Raw genomic sequence first — 14,378 nt, forward strand, 5'->3', positions numbered from 1 at the left:
ATGCCGGCGTTCCGTTTCGAAGCCATCGACCAGGCGGGCAAGACGCAGACCGGCGTGCTCGACGCCGACAGCGCCCGCGCCGCGCGCAGCCATCTGCGCACGCAAGGACTGACGCCGCTCGTCGTCGAGGCCGCGGGCACGCGCACGCGCGGCGAACGGCAGCAGCGGCTCTCGCTCGGTCGACGGCTGTCGCAGCGCGAACAGGCCATTCTCACGCGCCAGCTCGCCAGTCTTTTGATCGCCGGCCTGCCGCTCGGCGAAACGTTATCCGTGCTCACCGAGCAGTCCGAGCGGGATTACATCCGCGAACTGATGGCCGCGATCCGCGCCGAAGTGCTCGGCGGCCATTCGTTCGCGAACGCGCTCGCGCAGCATCCGAAGGATTTCCCCGAGATTTATCGCGCGCTCGTCGCGGCGGGCGAGCATACCGGCAAGCTCGGCCTCGTGCTTTCGCGTCTCGCGGACTACATCGAGCAGCGCAACGCGTTGAAGCAGAAGATCGTTCTTGCGTTCACGTATCCGGGCATCGTGACGATCATCGCGTTCGGCATCGTCACGTTCCTGTTGAGTTACGTGGTGCCGCAGGTTGTGAACGTGTTCGCGAGCACGAAGCAGGCGCTGCCGTTTCTCACCGTGATGATGATGGCGCTGTCCGCCTTCGTGCGTAGTTACTGGTGGGCGGTGCTGATCGGCGTGGTGCTGGTCGCGTGGCTCGTGCGGCGCATCCTGTCGCGGCCGGGGCCGCGCCTGGCGTTCGACCGCTGGCTCTTGACGGCGCCGCTCGTCGGCAAGCTGGTGCGCGGCTATAACACCGTGCGCTTCGCCAGCACGCTCGCAATTCTCACGGCCGCCGGCGTGCCGATCCTGCGCGCGCTGCAAGCGGCGGGCGAAACGTTGAGCAATGCCGCGATGCGCCAGAACGTCGACGACGCGATCGTGCGCGTGCGCGAAGGCTCGGCGCTCTCGCGCGCGCTCGCCAATACGAAGACGTTTCCGCCCGTGCTCGTGCATCTGATCCGCTCGGGCGAAGCCACCGGCGACGTCACCACGATGCTCGACCGTGCGTCCGAAGGCGAAGCGCGCGAACTCGAACGCCGCACGATGTTTCTCACGAGCCTGCTCGAACCGCTCCTGATTCTCGCGATGGGCGGCGTCGTGCTGGTGATCGTGCTCGCGGTGATGCTGCCGATCATCGAACTGAATAATCTGGTGCAGTAATGAACGCCCTGCAAACCCGCCTGCTCACGCTCGCCGCTCTCGCGCTCTTTTGCGTGACGGTGACTTATTGGGTCGTCACGCTGACTTCTCGCCAGACCGCGCCGCTGCCCGCCGCCGCCGCGACGCGCACGCCGTCGGTCGAACAGGCCGCGACGATCTTCGGCGGGCAACTGGAGCGGCAAGCGAATTCGGACGTGCATCTGTTCGGCATTCTCGCGCTGCAAGGCGGCGCGGCGGCCATCGTCAGCTACGGCGGCGAGCCGCCGCGGGCGGTGTCGCTCGGCGGGCCGCTCGCGCAGGGCGTGAAGCTCTCGCAGGTGAAAGCGCGTTCGATCATCGTCGAACGCAACGGCGTGAAGTCGGAAATCTTCCTGCCGCCCGTGCCGCCCGGACCGACGATCTACGTCCGTTGAGCACGCCAGGCCGCGCGTTGACAGCGGTCACGGCGCGATGAAAGCGGGTCGATAGAATGCTCGGCGGCTTCGGTCGAACGGAGCCGCATGTTTCTTAAATCAAGCGGGCGCAAGCCCTGAATCAACACGAGGTAGCAGTCATGCAAATGTGGACGCAACGCCGCATGGAAATCACCCAGGCCAAGGCGCGCCGTCAACGCGGTTTTACGCTCATCGAGATCATGGTCGTGATCGCGATTCTCGGCATTCTCGCCGCGCTGATCGTGCCGAAGATCATGAGCCGCCCCGACGAAGCGCGTCGGGTGGCCGCGAAGCAGGACATCGGCACCATCATGCAGGCCATGAAGCTGTACCGGCTGGACAACGGCCGTTATCCGACGCAGGAGCAGGGTCTGCGCGCGCTCGTCGAAAAGCCGACGACGGAACCCGTGCCGAACAACTGGAAGGACGGCGGCTATCTGGAACGCCTGCCGGCTGATCCGTGGGGCGGTCAGTATCAGTATCTGAATCCGGGCGTGCACGGCGAAATCGACGTGTTCAGCTACGGCGCGGACAACAAGGCGGGCGGCGAGGGCAACGATGCCGACGTCGGCTCGTGGCAGTAAAAGGAACGTGAAGTGAACAGGCACGGCAGGCACAGCGCGGCGCGTCGCAATGCGGGTTTCACGCTGCTGGAAATGCTCGTCGTGCTGGTCATCGCGGGCTTGCTCGTGTCGCTCGCGTCGCTGCAGCTCACGCGCAATCCGCGCACCGATCTGAACGAGGAAGCGCAACGGCTCGCGCTGCTGTTCGAATCGGCGGGCGACGAAGCGCAAGTGCGCGCCCGGCCGATCGCGTTTCAGCCGGTGGAAGGCGGGTTCCGCTTCGACATTCGCACCGAAGACGGCTGGCGCCCGCTGCGCGACGACCTCTTGCGCGCCCGCCGCTGGGAAGGCGGCGTGACGAGCGTGAGCATTCAGTTTCTCGATTCCGACAAGTCCGTGAGCCGGCTCGTCTTCGGCACCGAAGCCATAGACACGCCCATGGAAATCACGCTCGTTTCGGCGGTAGGCCGCGCGACGATCATCGGCAGCGGCAACGGCCGCTTTCAGGTGCGGTGATGCGCGCGCGATCCACGAAACGCGGCGCGGAACGCGGCTTCACGATGATCGAAGTGCTCGTCGCGCTGGCAATCCTCGCGGTGGCGCTCGCGGCGTCGCTGCGAGCGGTCGGGTCGATGGCGACCAGCGAAGCGGACCTGCATCGGCGTCTGCTCGCAGGATGGAGCGCCGACAACGAACTCGCGCAACTGCGGCTCGCGCATGTGTTTCCGGACATCGGCTCGCGCACCTTCGACTGCTCGCAGGGCAATCTGAAGCTCGTCTGCACACAGCGCGTCTCGGCGACGCCGAATCCTATTTTCCGTCGCGTCGAAATGTTCGTCGCGACGCCCGGGCGCGCCGGTTATCTCGCGCAGATGGTCACGGTGGTGGCGAATGAAACAAATCGTTCGCTCTGAGCCCCGCCGCGCGGCGCGCCGGCAGCGCGGTTTCACGCTGCTCGAAATGCTCATCGCTATCGCCATTCTCGCGGTGATCGCGGTGTTGTCGTGGCGCGGGCTGGACCAGATCATTCGCGGCCGCGCGACCATCACGAACGCGATGGAAGACGAGCGCGTGGTCGCGCAGTTGTTCGACCAGATGCGCATCGACGCGCGTCAGGCCGCGACCGACGACGAAGCCGGCCAGCCCGCCGTTTCGCTCGGCAACGGCACCCTGCAGATCGTGCGCGGCGTGTTCGCGCCGGCCACCGCGCCGCGCCTTCAGGTGGTGCGCTATCGGCTGACGGACGGGCGCATCGTGCGATTTGCGTCGCCGCCGCTCGAAAACGTCGGTGAGGTGCGGCGCGCGCTGTCGTCCGCCGATACCGCCGATGGCTGGAGCGCGGTTCCGTTGCTGGGCGGCGTCCGGTCGCTCGCGACGCGCGTCTACATTCCGCAAAAGGGCTGGACGACGCGCATGGCCGACGTGCTTTCGCAGATCAACGAGAACGACAACAATCTGAAGGTGCCGCAACTGGGCAACGCGCCGCTCGCGCGTGCCGTGTCGGGCATTCAGGTGGCGGTCGGCGCGCCGAATCTGCGCGTGCCGATCACGCGCGTGTTTCTGGTCGGAGAATGACGATGCGTGCATCGGGCCTGAGCAAAAGACAGCGCGGCGTCGCAATCATCAGCGCGTTGCTGGTGGTCGCGCTCTCGTCGATTCTCGTGTCGGGCATGTTGTGGCGGCAGCAGGTGCAGGTGCGGCGCATCGAAAATCAGCGGCTGCTTGCGCAGGCGCAGTGGATTTCGCGCAGCGCGCTCGACTGGACGCGGCTCATTCTGCGTTCCGAAGCCGATACTTCGCCGACCGTCACGTATCTCGGCGGCGTGTGGGGCGTGCCCATCGCGAAGACGAAGCTCTCCGACTTTCTCGGACAGATCGGCGAAGTGCGTTCGCAGGAAGGCGCGCAGACGTTCCTGTCCGGCTCCATCGAAGACGCGCAGGCGAAGTTCAACTTGCGTAACCTCGTCGCGACGCCGACGCCCGGCGTGCTGACCATCAACGTCGAGCAGATTCAGGCGTTTCAGCGGCTTCTGACGATGCTCGGCATCAACGGATCGCTCGCGAAGACGGTCGCCTTGCAGATGCGCGCGGGACTCTCGCGCTCCGCGACGCGCTTCCAGACGCAGACCGGCAACGCCGCGACTGCGGCGAGCTCGCCCGCGGAGGCCATGGCGGCGATTGCGCAAGGCGGCGGCACGGGCGGCGGCAATTTCACCGACGATCCCGGCCTCAAGGACGCCGATAGCGACGCGCCGGTCGCGCCGCTGCAAATGATCAGCGTGGACTCGCTGCTCGACGTGCCCGGCTTTTCGGCCGAAGCGGTCGCGAAGCTGCGGCCGTTCGTGACCGTGCTGCCGACGACGACCGCCGTGAACATGAACACCGCGCCGGCTACCGTGGTCGCGGCCGTGGTGCCGGGCATGAGCCTCTCGCAGGCGCAGGCGTTCGTCGCCCGGCGCGAGACGGTGTTTTTCCACGATATCGGCAACGTGCAGCTCGCGTTGACCGGCGCGGGCGTCCGTTCCACGTCGATCGACCCGAACCAGCTCGACGTCACCACGCGCTATTTTGTGATTCACGGCCGCGTCGAACATGAGCGCGCGCAACTGGAGCGCACGACGCTCGTGTACCGCGATCCGACGACGCACACCACGCGCATCGTCTTTACGCGCGACGCGCTCTGATGACGCTGTTACTGACAAGAGGAAGTGGCCTTTGAGCACACTGATCGTTCTATTACCGCCGCGCGATCCCGCCGTGCGCTCGCAGGAGTGGCAACTGCCCGACCTGCCGTTTCTGCTGCTGGACAAGCGCGGCGAGACGCAGCGCGCCGGCCGCGCCGCTGTCGGCCTTCTGCCGCGCGCCAACGCGACCGTGCTGATCGTCGCGGCGCGCGACACGCTGCTGCTCGCCGCCACCGTTCCGCCGCTCAAAGGTCCGAGGCTGCGCCAGGCGTTGCCGAACGTGGTCGAAGACCAGTTGATTCAGGACCCGCAGACGTGCCACATCGCCGTCGATCCGGTCGCGCTCGCCGACGGGCGGCGCGTGGTCGCGGTGATCGATCGCGGCTGGTTCCGCTTTGTCTGCGATGCGTTCATGAGCACCGGGCATCGCAATCTGAAGGCGGTTCCGGCCACGCGCTGCCTGCCCGTTCCGGCCGCCGCGCCTGTCATCGAGACGCCGGAAGGCGAAGAAGAAGCCGCCGAAGCGCCGCCGACGCCCTTTATCGCGGGATTGCTCGGCAACGTGATTTCGACCGCGCCCGCGCTGATCGGTGACGTGCAAGCGGCGGCGCCCGCGACCGGCGGCGCGCCCCGCGTGGAAATCGCCATCGCGCGCGGCGAACGCGCGGCGCTCGGCGAAGGGCTCGCGTTGCCCATCGATTCGATTGCGCCCACGCTCGACGCGCTCGCGGGCGAGCATCCGTTGACGCTGTATTCGCTTGCCGATATTCCCGGCGACGAGCCGCGTCTCGCGGCGTCGGGCAAACATGCGGCCGTCGCGAGCGCGCAGCCGCTCGCATTCGAGGCGCTCGCCCGCAATGCGCTCGCGAGCCGCTTCGACCTGTGCCAGTTCGAATTCGCCGCGCAGCCGTGGCGGCTCGACCGCGCGACCATGCGCCGCCTGCGCGTGCCGATCGCGCTCGTGGCGGCGTCGGTCATCGTGTCGATTGTCGGCATCAACGTGCAGTGGATTCAGCTTTCGCGCCAGCGCGACGCCATCAACGCGCAGATGACCGAACTGCTGCTCAACGCGTTCCCCAAGACCACGACCGTGCTCGACGCGCCCGACCAGATGTCGCGCAATCTCGACCGGCTGCGCGTGGCGTCGGGCGAGTTGTCGCCGTCGGATTTTCTGTCGCTCGCCGACGGCCTCGCGCGCTCGCTCGGTCCCGTGCCGGTGAACGGCATCGCTGGGCTGGATTATCGGGACCGTCATCTGGAAGTGACTTTCAAGCCGGACATCAAGGTCGATCCTGACCTCGGCAAGCGCCTCGCGGCCAATGGGCTGAACGGCGCCATCGACACGAACACCGGCAAATGGACCATCAGGAGCGGCCAATGAAAGCGGAAATCGGACGAACGCTCTCCGAGTTCTGGGAGGCGCGCACGCCGCGCGAAAAGACGCTGTTGATGTGGGGCGGCCTGCTGCTCGGCATTGCGCTGATTTATCTCGTGCTGTGGGCGCCCGCGTACGAAGGACGCGCCCGCCTGCGCGACACCCTGCCGACGATGCAGCGCCAGCTCGCCACGATGACCGCGCAAGCGAACGAAGCGCGCTCGCTCGCGGGCAGCGCCGAGGGCGTGACGCCGACGGGCGGCGCGCTGCGCGATGCGCTCGCGAAGTCGCTCGCGGACAACAACATGCAGCCGACGCAGGTGCAGGTCATCGGCGCGGCGGTGCAGATTCAGTTGAAGAACGCGTCGTTTCCGAACTGGACGATGTGGCTCGACGACGCGCGCAAGCAGTTCAAGGTGCAGGTGTCGGAAGCGCACATTCAGGCGCTGAAGCCGGACGGTCAGGTGGACCTGACGGCATCGCTGCAACCGGCCAGCGTCAAATGAGCTACTGGACTCGCCGACTCAGGCTCGCGCTGCCGGGACTCATCGTAATGGTGCTGTCGGTGGCGGGAACGCTGCTCGTGATGATGCCCGCCGCGTGGATCACGCCGCAGTTCGCGAAGGCGACGGGCGGCCACGTGAATCTCGCCGATCCTTCGGGTTCGCTGTGGCGCGGCTCGGCAACGCTGATGCTCGCGGCGAGCAGCGACGGCTCCGGCGCGACGCTGCTGCCGGGGCGCATCGAATGGACGACGGCGTTCTGGCCGCTTTTCACGGGCCGCGTGCATATGACCATGCGCCAGACGGAGGCGATGCCGGATCCCCTGGTCGTCGATGCCACGACGCGCGGCGCGACGCTTTCGGCGGGCGGAATCGCGGTTCCGGCGACGCTGCTCGCCGGTCTAGGCGCGCCGTTCAATACGCTGAACTTCGAGGGAACGGTGCGGCTTTCGTGGACCGAATTCCGGTTGCTCGGCAAAAACGCTTACGGACAGTTCGTGGTGACGCTCGACGACATGGCTTCGCGCGTGTCGCGGGTCAAGCCGCTCGGGTCGTATCGGGTCGCGTTGCAGGCTCAAGGGGCGACGGCGAGCATCGATCTCTCGACAACCCGCGGCCCTTTGCTGTTGACCGGCAGCGGCGTGATCTCGCAAGACGCGACGACCTTCGAAGGCACCGCGAAAGCGGAGCCGCAGCAGCGCGAGAATCTGGCGGGACTGTTGAATTTGCTCGGCCGACACACCGATCCCGATACCGTCGCGCTGACGTTCGCGCATTATTAGAGCGCGAGATCAGCCGCCGGCTGCGTTCTTTTCCGTCGCGGACACAGCCTCGGGCGCGGAAGCCGGGGCCGGCGCTTGCACGCCGCCCGTCTCGCGGTTCATCTGCGCGACGTCCCAGCCGCCGCCCAGCGCCTTCACCAGCCCCACCGACGCCACCATGCGCTGGCCCGCGATGCTCGCGAGCTTCTGTTCGGCCGTGAACGCCGTGGTCTGCGCGGTCAGCACGCTGATGAACGCGACCGTTCCCGCCTTGTACTGATTGTTGATGATGGCGAGCGCCTGCTGCGCGGACTGAACCGCCTGCTGCTGCACGACGATTTCCTTCTCGAGAATGCGCAGAGACGCGAGATTGTCTTCGACGTCCTGAAACGCGGTCAGCACCGTTTGCCGATACGTCGCAACGTTCTGATCGTAGGCGGCGCGGGCGGCTTCCGTGCGCGCCGCGCGCAAGCCGCCGTCGAAAATCGTCGCGGCGATATCCGGCCCGAGCGTCCAGAAACGCGACGGCGCGCGTAGCAATTGCGACAACACCGTGCTTTCGAACCCGCCCTGCGCCGACAGCGTGAGCGTCGGGAAATACGCCGCCATCTCGATGCCGATTTGTTCGTTCGCCGCCGCCGCCTTGCGCTCGGCCGACGCGATATCCGGACGCCGCTCCAGCAGCGCGGACGGCATCGCCGTGGGAATGGTCGGCGGCGTGGCGTCGAGCGGCATTGCGGGGAGCGAGAACGTCGACGCGGGCTCGCCGACGAGGACCGCGACGGCATGCTCGTACTGCGCGCGCGCCACGCCGTTATCGATGGCCGCGGCCTGTGCAGACTGCAACTGCGTCTGCGCCTGAATCACGTCCGAGCGCGCGACGATGCCTTGCGCATACTGGTTCTGCGTGAGCCTGAGCGACTGCTGATACGCGGCGACGGTCTCGTCGAGCAGCTCTTGCTGCAGGTCGAGCGCGCGCAACTGGAAGTACGTCTGCGCAAGCGTCGCCTGGGCGGACAGACGCGCGTTGGCGAGGTCCGCAGCCGCGCCCTGCTGCCCCGCCTTCTGTGCCGTCACCGTCCGGCCGATGCTGCCCCACAAGTCCGGCTCCCACGATGCATCGAGCGCGAGGCTGTAGTCGTTGCCGACCGTGCTGCGGCTTGTGGCTGTGCCGGTCGTCAGGCGGCTGCCCGAACGCGACGCCGACGCGGACGCCCCGATGGTCGGGAAATACGCCGCCCGCGCCTCGCCGACCAGCGCGCGCGCCTGCCGATACGCCGCCGCGTACTGCGCGATGGTCTGGTTCGACTGATTCAGACGGGTTTCGAGATCGTTCAGTTGCGCGTCGTCGTAGACGCTCCACCAGTCGCCGCGGTCCTCACGGTCGGCGGGCTGCGCGACTTTCCAGCCTTCGGGCGCTTCCTTGTACGCAGCGGGCATCGGCGTGGTGGGACGCTGATAATCCGGGCCGACGGCGCAACCGGCAATCGACATCGCGCAGGCGGTGGCAATCGCAATGGCGCTCAGATTGCGCGCGGTGCGGCGAGCGGCGGGATGGCGGGACGTGATGGAAGCGGAAACGGCGGGGCGATACGGCATCTGCTTGTCGAGAATTCGGTTGGCGGCGGTTCGTCCGGTGCGGCGAACGCGGTCAGCCGAGATAGTAACGGAACGCCCGCTGCGCGATTCGCAGCGGGCGTCGGGCAGACGTTAGGGTAACGGCTTCGCCGTAAGGCGGGTGTTACGTGCGGGAGAATATAGGTTACGGCGCGTTACTCGTGACGATGACCGCGATTCAACGGCCGGTCGAGCCGCCCGTGCACGGCCCGCCGATCAGCCCGCGGGACGACGCACCGCCCGATTTCTCCGATGCCCCGCCCTTGCGCCGATGCCGGTTTTCGAACCAGCCCATTCCGAGGACCGCCAGCGAGCCGCCCGGCAGCAGGAACACGATCAGATAAAGCGCGAGCTTCCACGAATTCAACTTCGGCGGGACGAAGTGACGGGAAGCACTGGCGATCGTGCTGCTGACTTGGCCGATGCGTCGGCTGGCGGTGCGGGCGGTCTCTGCGAAGCGGGTCATTTACGGTCTCTTCAGGCGTCGTTCGAACGACGCAGCTGGGATCAAAACATGGTCTCGGGCGGCGCATGAAGCGCATAACTCGTTGCATAGAATAATATTGACTATGCAACTACTTTTCAAGATACTGGCGATTGCTTTTTACCGAACTGTTGTTTCGCGGCACCCCGCGCCGACGTCAACCGCATGGATAGCGAACCGCTCTACGATCCCGCCACGATCCGCCTCGAAACGAGCCTCGGCTATCACCTCGCGAAGGCTCGCAATGTGTTGGTCGCGCGCACGGACGAGGCGCTGAAGCCGCTCGATCTCACGTCGCAGCAAATCGGCGTCATCCTTTCGCTGGCGTCGGGGCGGGCCCGTACGCCGCTCGAACTGTCGCGAGAAATGTCGTATGACAGCGGGTCGATGACGCGCATGCTCGACAGGCTGGAAAAGAAAGGCTTCGTCAGCCGCACGCGCAGCGACGCGGACCGGCGCATTGTCGAACTCACGTTGACTGGGCGGGGGCAAGACGCCGCCGCGCGGCTGCCGGCCATTGGCGCGGCGGTGCTCAACCAGCAACTGCACGGTTTCAGCCGCGCCGAACTGGATTCGCTGATCGCCATGCTGGCACGCATCATCGGCAATTCGCCGGCAGACGGTAGCGCCTGCGGGCTCGACGAGTCCGACGGCGAATAGAGCGATTCATCGACTTTTGACTGGCACTTGTTGCCCTATTCACTGTCTGGGCAGAGAATGCCGCGACACGCATCATCCACGCGCTGGAGCACAAGAACAATGTCAACAACCGCCACGACCGCGCCTAGTCCCGCCGCTCCGGCTCCCTTGACCGGCGGTATCCTCGCCTTGCTGACGATGGGTCTCGCGCTCGGCACGTTCATGGAAGTGCTCGATACGTCCATCGCCAACGTCGCTGTGCCGACCATCTCCGGCAGCCTCGGCGTCGCGACGAGCGAAGGCACCTGGGTCATTTCGTCGTATTCGGTTGCCTCCGCGATCGCGGTGCCGCTGACCGGTTGGCTCGCGCGGCGCGTCGGCGAGGTGAAGCTCTTCACCATTTCCGTGCTGCTGTTCTCGGTCGCCTCGGCGCTGTGCGGCTTTGCGCAGAACTTCGAGTCGCTGATAGCATTCCGGCTGCTGCAAGGTCTCGTCTCCGGCCCGATGGTCCCGCTTTCGCAAACCATCCTCATGCGCAGTTATCCGCCGGAAAAGCGCGGGCTCGCTCTTGGTCTGTGGGCGATGACCGTGATCGTCGCGCCGATCTTCGGCCCGGTGATGGGTGGCTACATCACCGACAACTACACGTGGCCGTGGATCTTCTATATCAACGTGCCGATCGGCGTGTTCTCGGCGGCTATCGCGTATTTCCTCCTGCGCGGCCATGAGACGAAGACGACGAATCAGCGCATCGACGGCGTCGGGCTCGCGCTGCTGGTGATCGGCGTCGCGAGTCTGCAAATGATGCTCGACCTCGGCAAGGACCGCGACTGGTTCAATTCGAACTTCATCGTCGCGCTGGCGATCATCGCGGCCATCTCGCTCGCGTTCATGTTCGTCTGGGAGATCACGGAGAAAGAGCCGGTCATCGACTTGTCGCTCTTTCGCGACCGCAATTTCGCGATGGGCGTGCTTATCACGTCGCTCGGCTTTCTCGCGTTCTTCGGATCGGTCGTCGTGCTGCCGCTGTGGCTGCAAACCGTGCTCGGCTACACGCCCTGGCTCGCCGGACTCGCGACCGCGCCGGTCGGCATCCTCGCGCTGGTGCTTTCGCCGATGATCGGCCAAAACATGCATCGCATGAACCTGCGCGTCGTGGCGAGCTTCGCGTTTATCGTGTTCGCGTTCGTGTCGTACTGGAACTCGACGTTCACGCTCGACACGCCGTTCCACGACATCGTGTATCCGCGTCTGATTCAGGGCATCGGCGTGGCGTGCTTCTTCGTGCCGATGACGACGATCACGCTCTCCAGCGTCTCCGACGAAAGGCTGGCGGGCGCGGCGGGGCTATCGAATTTTCTGCGGACGCTGTCGGGCGCGATCGGCACGGCGGTGAGCACCACGTTCTGGGAAAACGACATGATCCGGCATCACGCCGTGCTCACCGAATCGGTCACGCCGTACGCCCAGACGACCACCGCGTATTCCGATTTGCTGTCGGGCGTGGGCCTGTCGGGACAGGCGCTCACCGCGCAACTGGATCGCGTCGTGGCCGCCCAGGCGTACATGATGTCGACCAACGACTTCTTCCGTATCTCGTTCTATGCGTTTCTGGTGCTCGCCGCGATGGTCTGGCTGACGCGTCCGCGCAAGGGCGCGTCGGCGTCGATGGGGCATTGACGCGCCGGCGTCACTGAATCGGCGTGACGGACTGCGCGGGCTGGCTGTCCAGATTAAGCGGCACCGACTGCATCTGCTGCGGCTGCTGAACGGCTTGCGGCGTCGCATTCACGGGCCGCGACGTGCCGTTGCGCACGAACTGCTTGAAGTCCGCGCCCGCCTGCCACGGATTCGGGTCGCATCCGAGCGGGCTGTCGCAATGCGCCGCGAAGCCGATGGTCGCGGTGCCTTCGTTGCTCGGCGTCTTCGTGACCTGATACGCGAGCGCGCGCTTGCCGCTCGATGGACCGGCCGTCTGAATCACCGAATCGGTGATGGCCTGCAACTTGTATTCGGAATGATTCGTCACCCAGACCTGAGCGCGCGCCCACCAGGCGTCGCATTCGAGCTTGCTCATGCAGGTGAGCGGCGCGGTGGCCTGTTCGATCGTCTGGCTGCTGACCTGCGTTTCGGCCGCGCACCCGGCGATCAAGGCCAGCGACGCGGCTGCGCTGATGAGTCGGTAGTTCATCGCATTCCCGATAGTCGATAAAAAGCCGATTTTGGCCCGCACGCGCGTGCGCTGTTCGGCGCGTTTCCCTCTGTTGCAAAACGCGTCGTTTTTGCCGCTCGCGCCACGGCGCAGCAAGAAAAAAGTGCCCGTTATGCGCGCTTAAACACCGACGCTGTCGGGCTTGTAGTTCCCGTATGCGGCGATGAACGCGTCGAACGGCTCGGTCTGCTCGCGTTCGATGGCGGCTTGTTCGGCCAGCGACTGCGCCGCGAGCGCTTCCATCTTGCGCTCTTCGTCAGGCGGCAGCGGGCGACGGCGGAAGTGGTCCGCGTGCTCGCGGCTGATATCGAACGCGAACTCGTCGAAGGACTGCTTCTTGTCGCGCATCATCTGAAGCACGCGCGCCGACGGCGTCAACGAAGCATCCGCGATGCGCGGGCGCAGCGCCGTGAGTGCGCGCATGTGGTCGTCGTTGCCGGAAAGCGCGTCGAGCGTCCCCGCGACCGGCTCGATCGCATCGAACAATTCGTTCGCCCATTCCTGCATGGACACGTCCGCGCCGTCGCGACGCAGCGTGAGGCCCGGCTTGCGTCCTTCCTTCGTGATGGCGCTGAAGTTGTCGTTTGCCTCGATGCTGGCCTCGCGCGGCAACAGCGGGCTGTCTTCCAGTGCACAGTAAAGCAGATACGCATCCAGGAAACGCGCGGTCTCCAGTGCGATGCCAGCCGGCGCGAACGGATCGATATCCAGACAGCGCACTTCGATGTACTGCACGCCGCGCTCGGCCAGCGCGTGCAGCGGGCGCTCGCCGGAGCGCGTGACGCGCTTCGGGCGGATGGTCGAGTAGAACTCGTTTTCGATCTGCAGCACGTTCGTGTTGATCTGCACCCACTCGCCGTTGCGCTGCGTGCCGATGGCTTCGTACGGCGCGTACGGCTGGCTCACGGCTTTCGCGAGCACGTCGAGGTAAGCGTCCAGACGGTCGTAGCTCGGCAGCAGATCCGCCTGCGCCGGATTGTTCGTGTAGCCGAGATCGCTCATCCGCAGGCTGGTGGCATGCGGCAGATAGAACGTGTCGCTGCCGAAGGCTTCCAGTCGATGCGGCTTGCCTTCGACGAAGCGCTTGTTCAGCGCGGGCGACGCGCCGAACAGATACATCAAGAGCCAGCTCGTGCGGCGGAAATTGCGGATCAGCGCGAAGTAACGCTCCGAGCGGAAATCCTGCAACGACAGCGTGCTCGCCGGATCGAGCGCCTGCCACGCGCGCCACACGTTCTCGTCGAGCGAATAGTTGTAGTGAATGCCGGCGATGCATTGCATCGTGCGGCTGTAGCGCAGCGCGAGTCCGCGGCGATACACGTGCTTCAGCTTGCCGATGTTCGACGTGCCGTAATAGCCGAGCGGAATCTCGTTCTCGGGGGGCAACTCGTTTGGCATCGAGTGGTTCCACAGCAGCTCGTCGCCGAGATGCGCGTACGCGAAGCGATGGATAGCGTCGAGGCGCTCCAGCGCGCGCGCGGCGTCCGGCTCGGCGGGCGTGATGAGTTCGACGAGCGCTTCCGAGTAGTCCGTCGTGATCAACGGATGCGTGAGCGCCGAGCCGAACGACCGCGGATGCGGCGTCATCGCGAGCTTGCCTTCGGACGTCACGCGCAGGCTTTCTTTTTCGATGCCGCGCAAGCCCTGGCGCAGGGCGTCGGCATGCGAGCCCGACGCGAGCGCGGCGAGCCTGCGCCGATACGCGCCGGCTGCGGAGTGAGCGGAATTCGTGTTTGCCATTGAAGCGTTCTGCAAGGAGCGCACTGGAACGCGCTCGGTCAAATTTTCGGGTAGCGGGCACTTTAACATCTCGGTGTTGCCCGTGCTTGGGGCGCCGATTGGCGCGGTTCGCAGCGCGATCGACGCGAAACGCCGTTGCAATGAAAAA

16 protein-coding genes are annotated in these 14,378 nt (G+C 65.9%); 12 read left to right on the forward strand and 4 right to left on the reverse strand.

Annotation, left to right across the window (positions count from 1 at the left end; genetic code table 11):
- From gspF to NCR37_RS13440, 10 genes are all read left to right on the forward strand, one after another.
- Positions 1-1,218 carry a type II secretion system inner membrane protein GspF gene (gene gspF / locus NCR37_RS13395; RefSeq protein WP_250473384.1) on the forward strand — a complete coding sequence of 406 codons (1,218 nt, stop codon included), beginning with the start codon at positions 1-3 and terminating at the stop codon, positions 1,216-1,218.
- A complete protein-coding gene (locus tag NCR37_RS13400) occupies positions 1,218-1,631 on the forward strand; it encodes a general secretion pathway protein GspC (protein ID WP_206467272.1) in 414 nt (137 codons plus the stop codon). The genes gspF and NCR37_RS13400 overlap by 1 nt, the downstream gene beginning before the upstream one ends.
- Before the next feature lie 140 nt (positions 1,632-1,771).
- Entirely contained in the window at positions 1,772-2,236 is a 465-nt protein-coding gene (gene gspG, locus NCR37_RS13405; protein WP_250473385.1) for a type II secretion system major pseudopilin GspG, read from the forward strand.
- 12 nt (positions 2,237-2,248) lie between these two features.
- Positions 2,249-2,731 carry a GspH/FimT family pseudopilin gene (locus tag NCR37_RS13410; protein ID WP_350029061.1) on the forward strand — a complete coding sequence of 161 codons (483 nt, stop codon included), beginning with the start codon at positions 2,249-2,251 and terminating at the stop codon, positions 2,729-2,731.
- On the forward strand, positions 2,731-3,129 hold the full coding sequence (gspI, locus tag NCR37_RS13415) for a type II secretion system minor pseudopilin GspI (protein WP_250473386.1): 399 nt from the start codon (positions 2,731-2,733) through the stop codon (positions 3,127-3,129). The genes NCR37_RS13410 and gspI overlap by 1 nt, the downstream gene beginning before the upstream one ends.
- Positions 3,107-3,790 (forward strand): PulJ/GspJ family protein, encoded by a 684-nt coding sequence (locus tag NCR37_RS13420; RefSeq protein WP_250473387.1) that lies wholly within the window; start codon positions 3,107-3,109, stop codon positions 3,788-3,790. Before gspI ends, NCR37_RS13420 begins: the two co-directional genes overlap by 23 nt.
- A complete protein-coding gene (gene gspK, locus NCR37_RS13425) occupies positions 3,787-4,899 on the forward strand; it encodes a type II secretion system minor pseudopilin GspK (protein WP_250473388.1) in 1,113 nt (370 codons plus the stop codon). The genes NCR37_RS13420 and gspK overlap by 4 nt, the downstream gene beginning before the upstream one ends.
- A 31-nt stretch (positions 4,900-4,930) precedes the next feature.
- Positions 4,931-6,280, forward strand: a complete 1,350-nt coding sequence (gene gspL / locus NCR37_RS13430) for a type II secretion system protein GspL (protein WP_250473389.1) — start codon at positions 4,931-4,933, stop codon at positions 6,278-6,280.
- Entirely contained in the window at positions 6,277-6,780 is a 504-nt protein-coding gene (locus NCR37_RS13435) for a type II secretion system protein M (RefSeq protein WP_250473390.1), read from the forward strand. Before gspL ends, NCR37_RS13435 begins: the two co-directional genes overlap by 4 nt.
- On the forward strand, positions 6,777-7,559 hold the full coding sequence (locus NCR37_RS13440) for a type II secretion system protein N (RefSeq protein WP_250473391.1): 783 nt from the start codon (positions 6,777-6,779) through the stop codon (positions 7,557-7,559). Before NCR37_RS13435 ends, NCR37_RS13440 begins: the two co-directional genes overlap by 4 nt.
- A gap of 9 nt (positions 7,560-7,568) precedes the next feature.
- On the opposite strand, the gene NCR37_RS13445 is transcribed toward NCR37_RS13440, so the two are convergent.
- Both NCR37_RS13445 and NCR37_RS13450 read right to left on the reverse strand, forming a co-directional pair.
- On the reverse strand, positions 7,569-9,137 hold the full coding sequence (locus NCR37_RS13445; RefSeq protein ID WP_284506870.1) for an efflux transporter outer membrane subunit: 1,569 nt from the start codon (positions 9,135-9,137) through the stop codon (positions 7,569-7,571).
- Positions 9,138-9,333: 196 nt separating this feature from the next.
- On the reverse strand, positions 9,334-9,621 hold the full coding sequence (locus tag NCR37_RS13450; protein WP_250473392.1) for a hypothetical protein: 288 nt from the start codon (positions 9,619-9,621) through the stop codon (positions 9,334-9,336).
- 183 nt (positions 9,622-9,804) lie between these two features.
- Between NCR37_RS13450 and NCR37_RS13455 the strand changes: the two genes are divergently transcribed.
- Positions 9,805-10,299 (forward strand): MarR family winged helix-turn-helix transcriptional regulator, encoded by a 495-nt coding sequence (locus NCR37_RS13455; RefSeq protein ID WP_250473393.1) that lies wholly within the window; start codon positions 9,805-9,807, stop codon positions 10,297-10,299.
- 99 nt (positions 10,300-10,398) lie between these two features.
- Positions 10,399-11,958 carry a DHA2 family efflux MFS transporter permease subunit gene (locus NCR37_RS13460; RefSeq protein WP_250473394.1) on the forward strand — a complete coding sequence of 520 codons (1,560 nt, stop codon included), beginning with the start codon at positions 10,399-10,401 and terminating at the stop codon, positions 11,956-11,958.
- 10 nt (positions 11,959-11,968) lie between these two features.
- On the opposite strand, the gene NCR37_RS13465 is transcribed toward NCR37_RS13460, so the two are convergent.
- Together NCR37_RS13465 and gshA are read right to left on the reverse strand one after the other, a co-directional pair.
- A complete protein-coding gene (locus tag NCR37_RS13465; RefSeq protein ID WP_175938747.1) occupies positions 11,969-12,469 on the reverse strand; it encodes a hypothetical protein in 501 nt (166 codons plus the stop codon).
- 141 nt (positions 12,470-12,610) lie between these two features.
- Positions 12,611-14,230, reverse strand: a complete 1,620-nt coding sequence (gene gshA / locus NCR37_RS13470; RefSeq protein WP_250473395.1) for a glutamate--cysteine ligase — start codon at positions 14,228-14,230, stop codon at positions 12,611-12,613.
- Positions 14,231-14,378: the final 148 nt, after the last annotated feature.

Origin of the sequence: Caballeronia sp. GAFFF1 (assembly GCF_023630705.1) — a bacterium.
GTDB lineage: Bacteria > Pseudomonadota > Gammaproteobacteria > Burkholderiales > Burkholderiaceae > Caballeronia.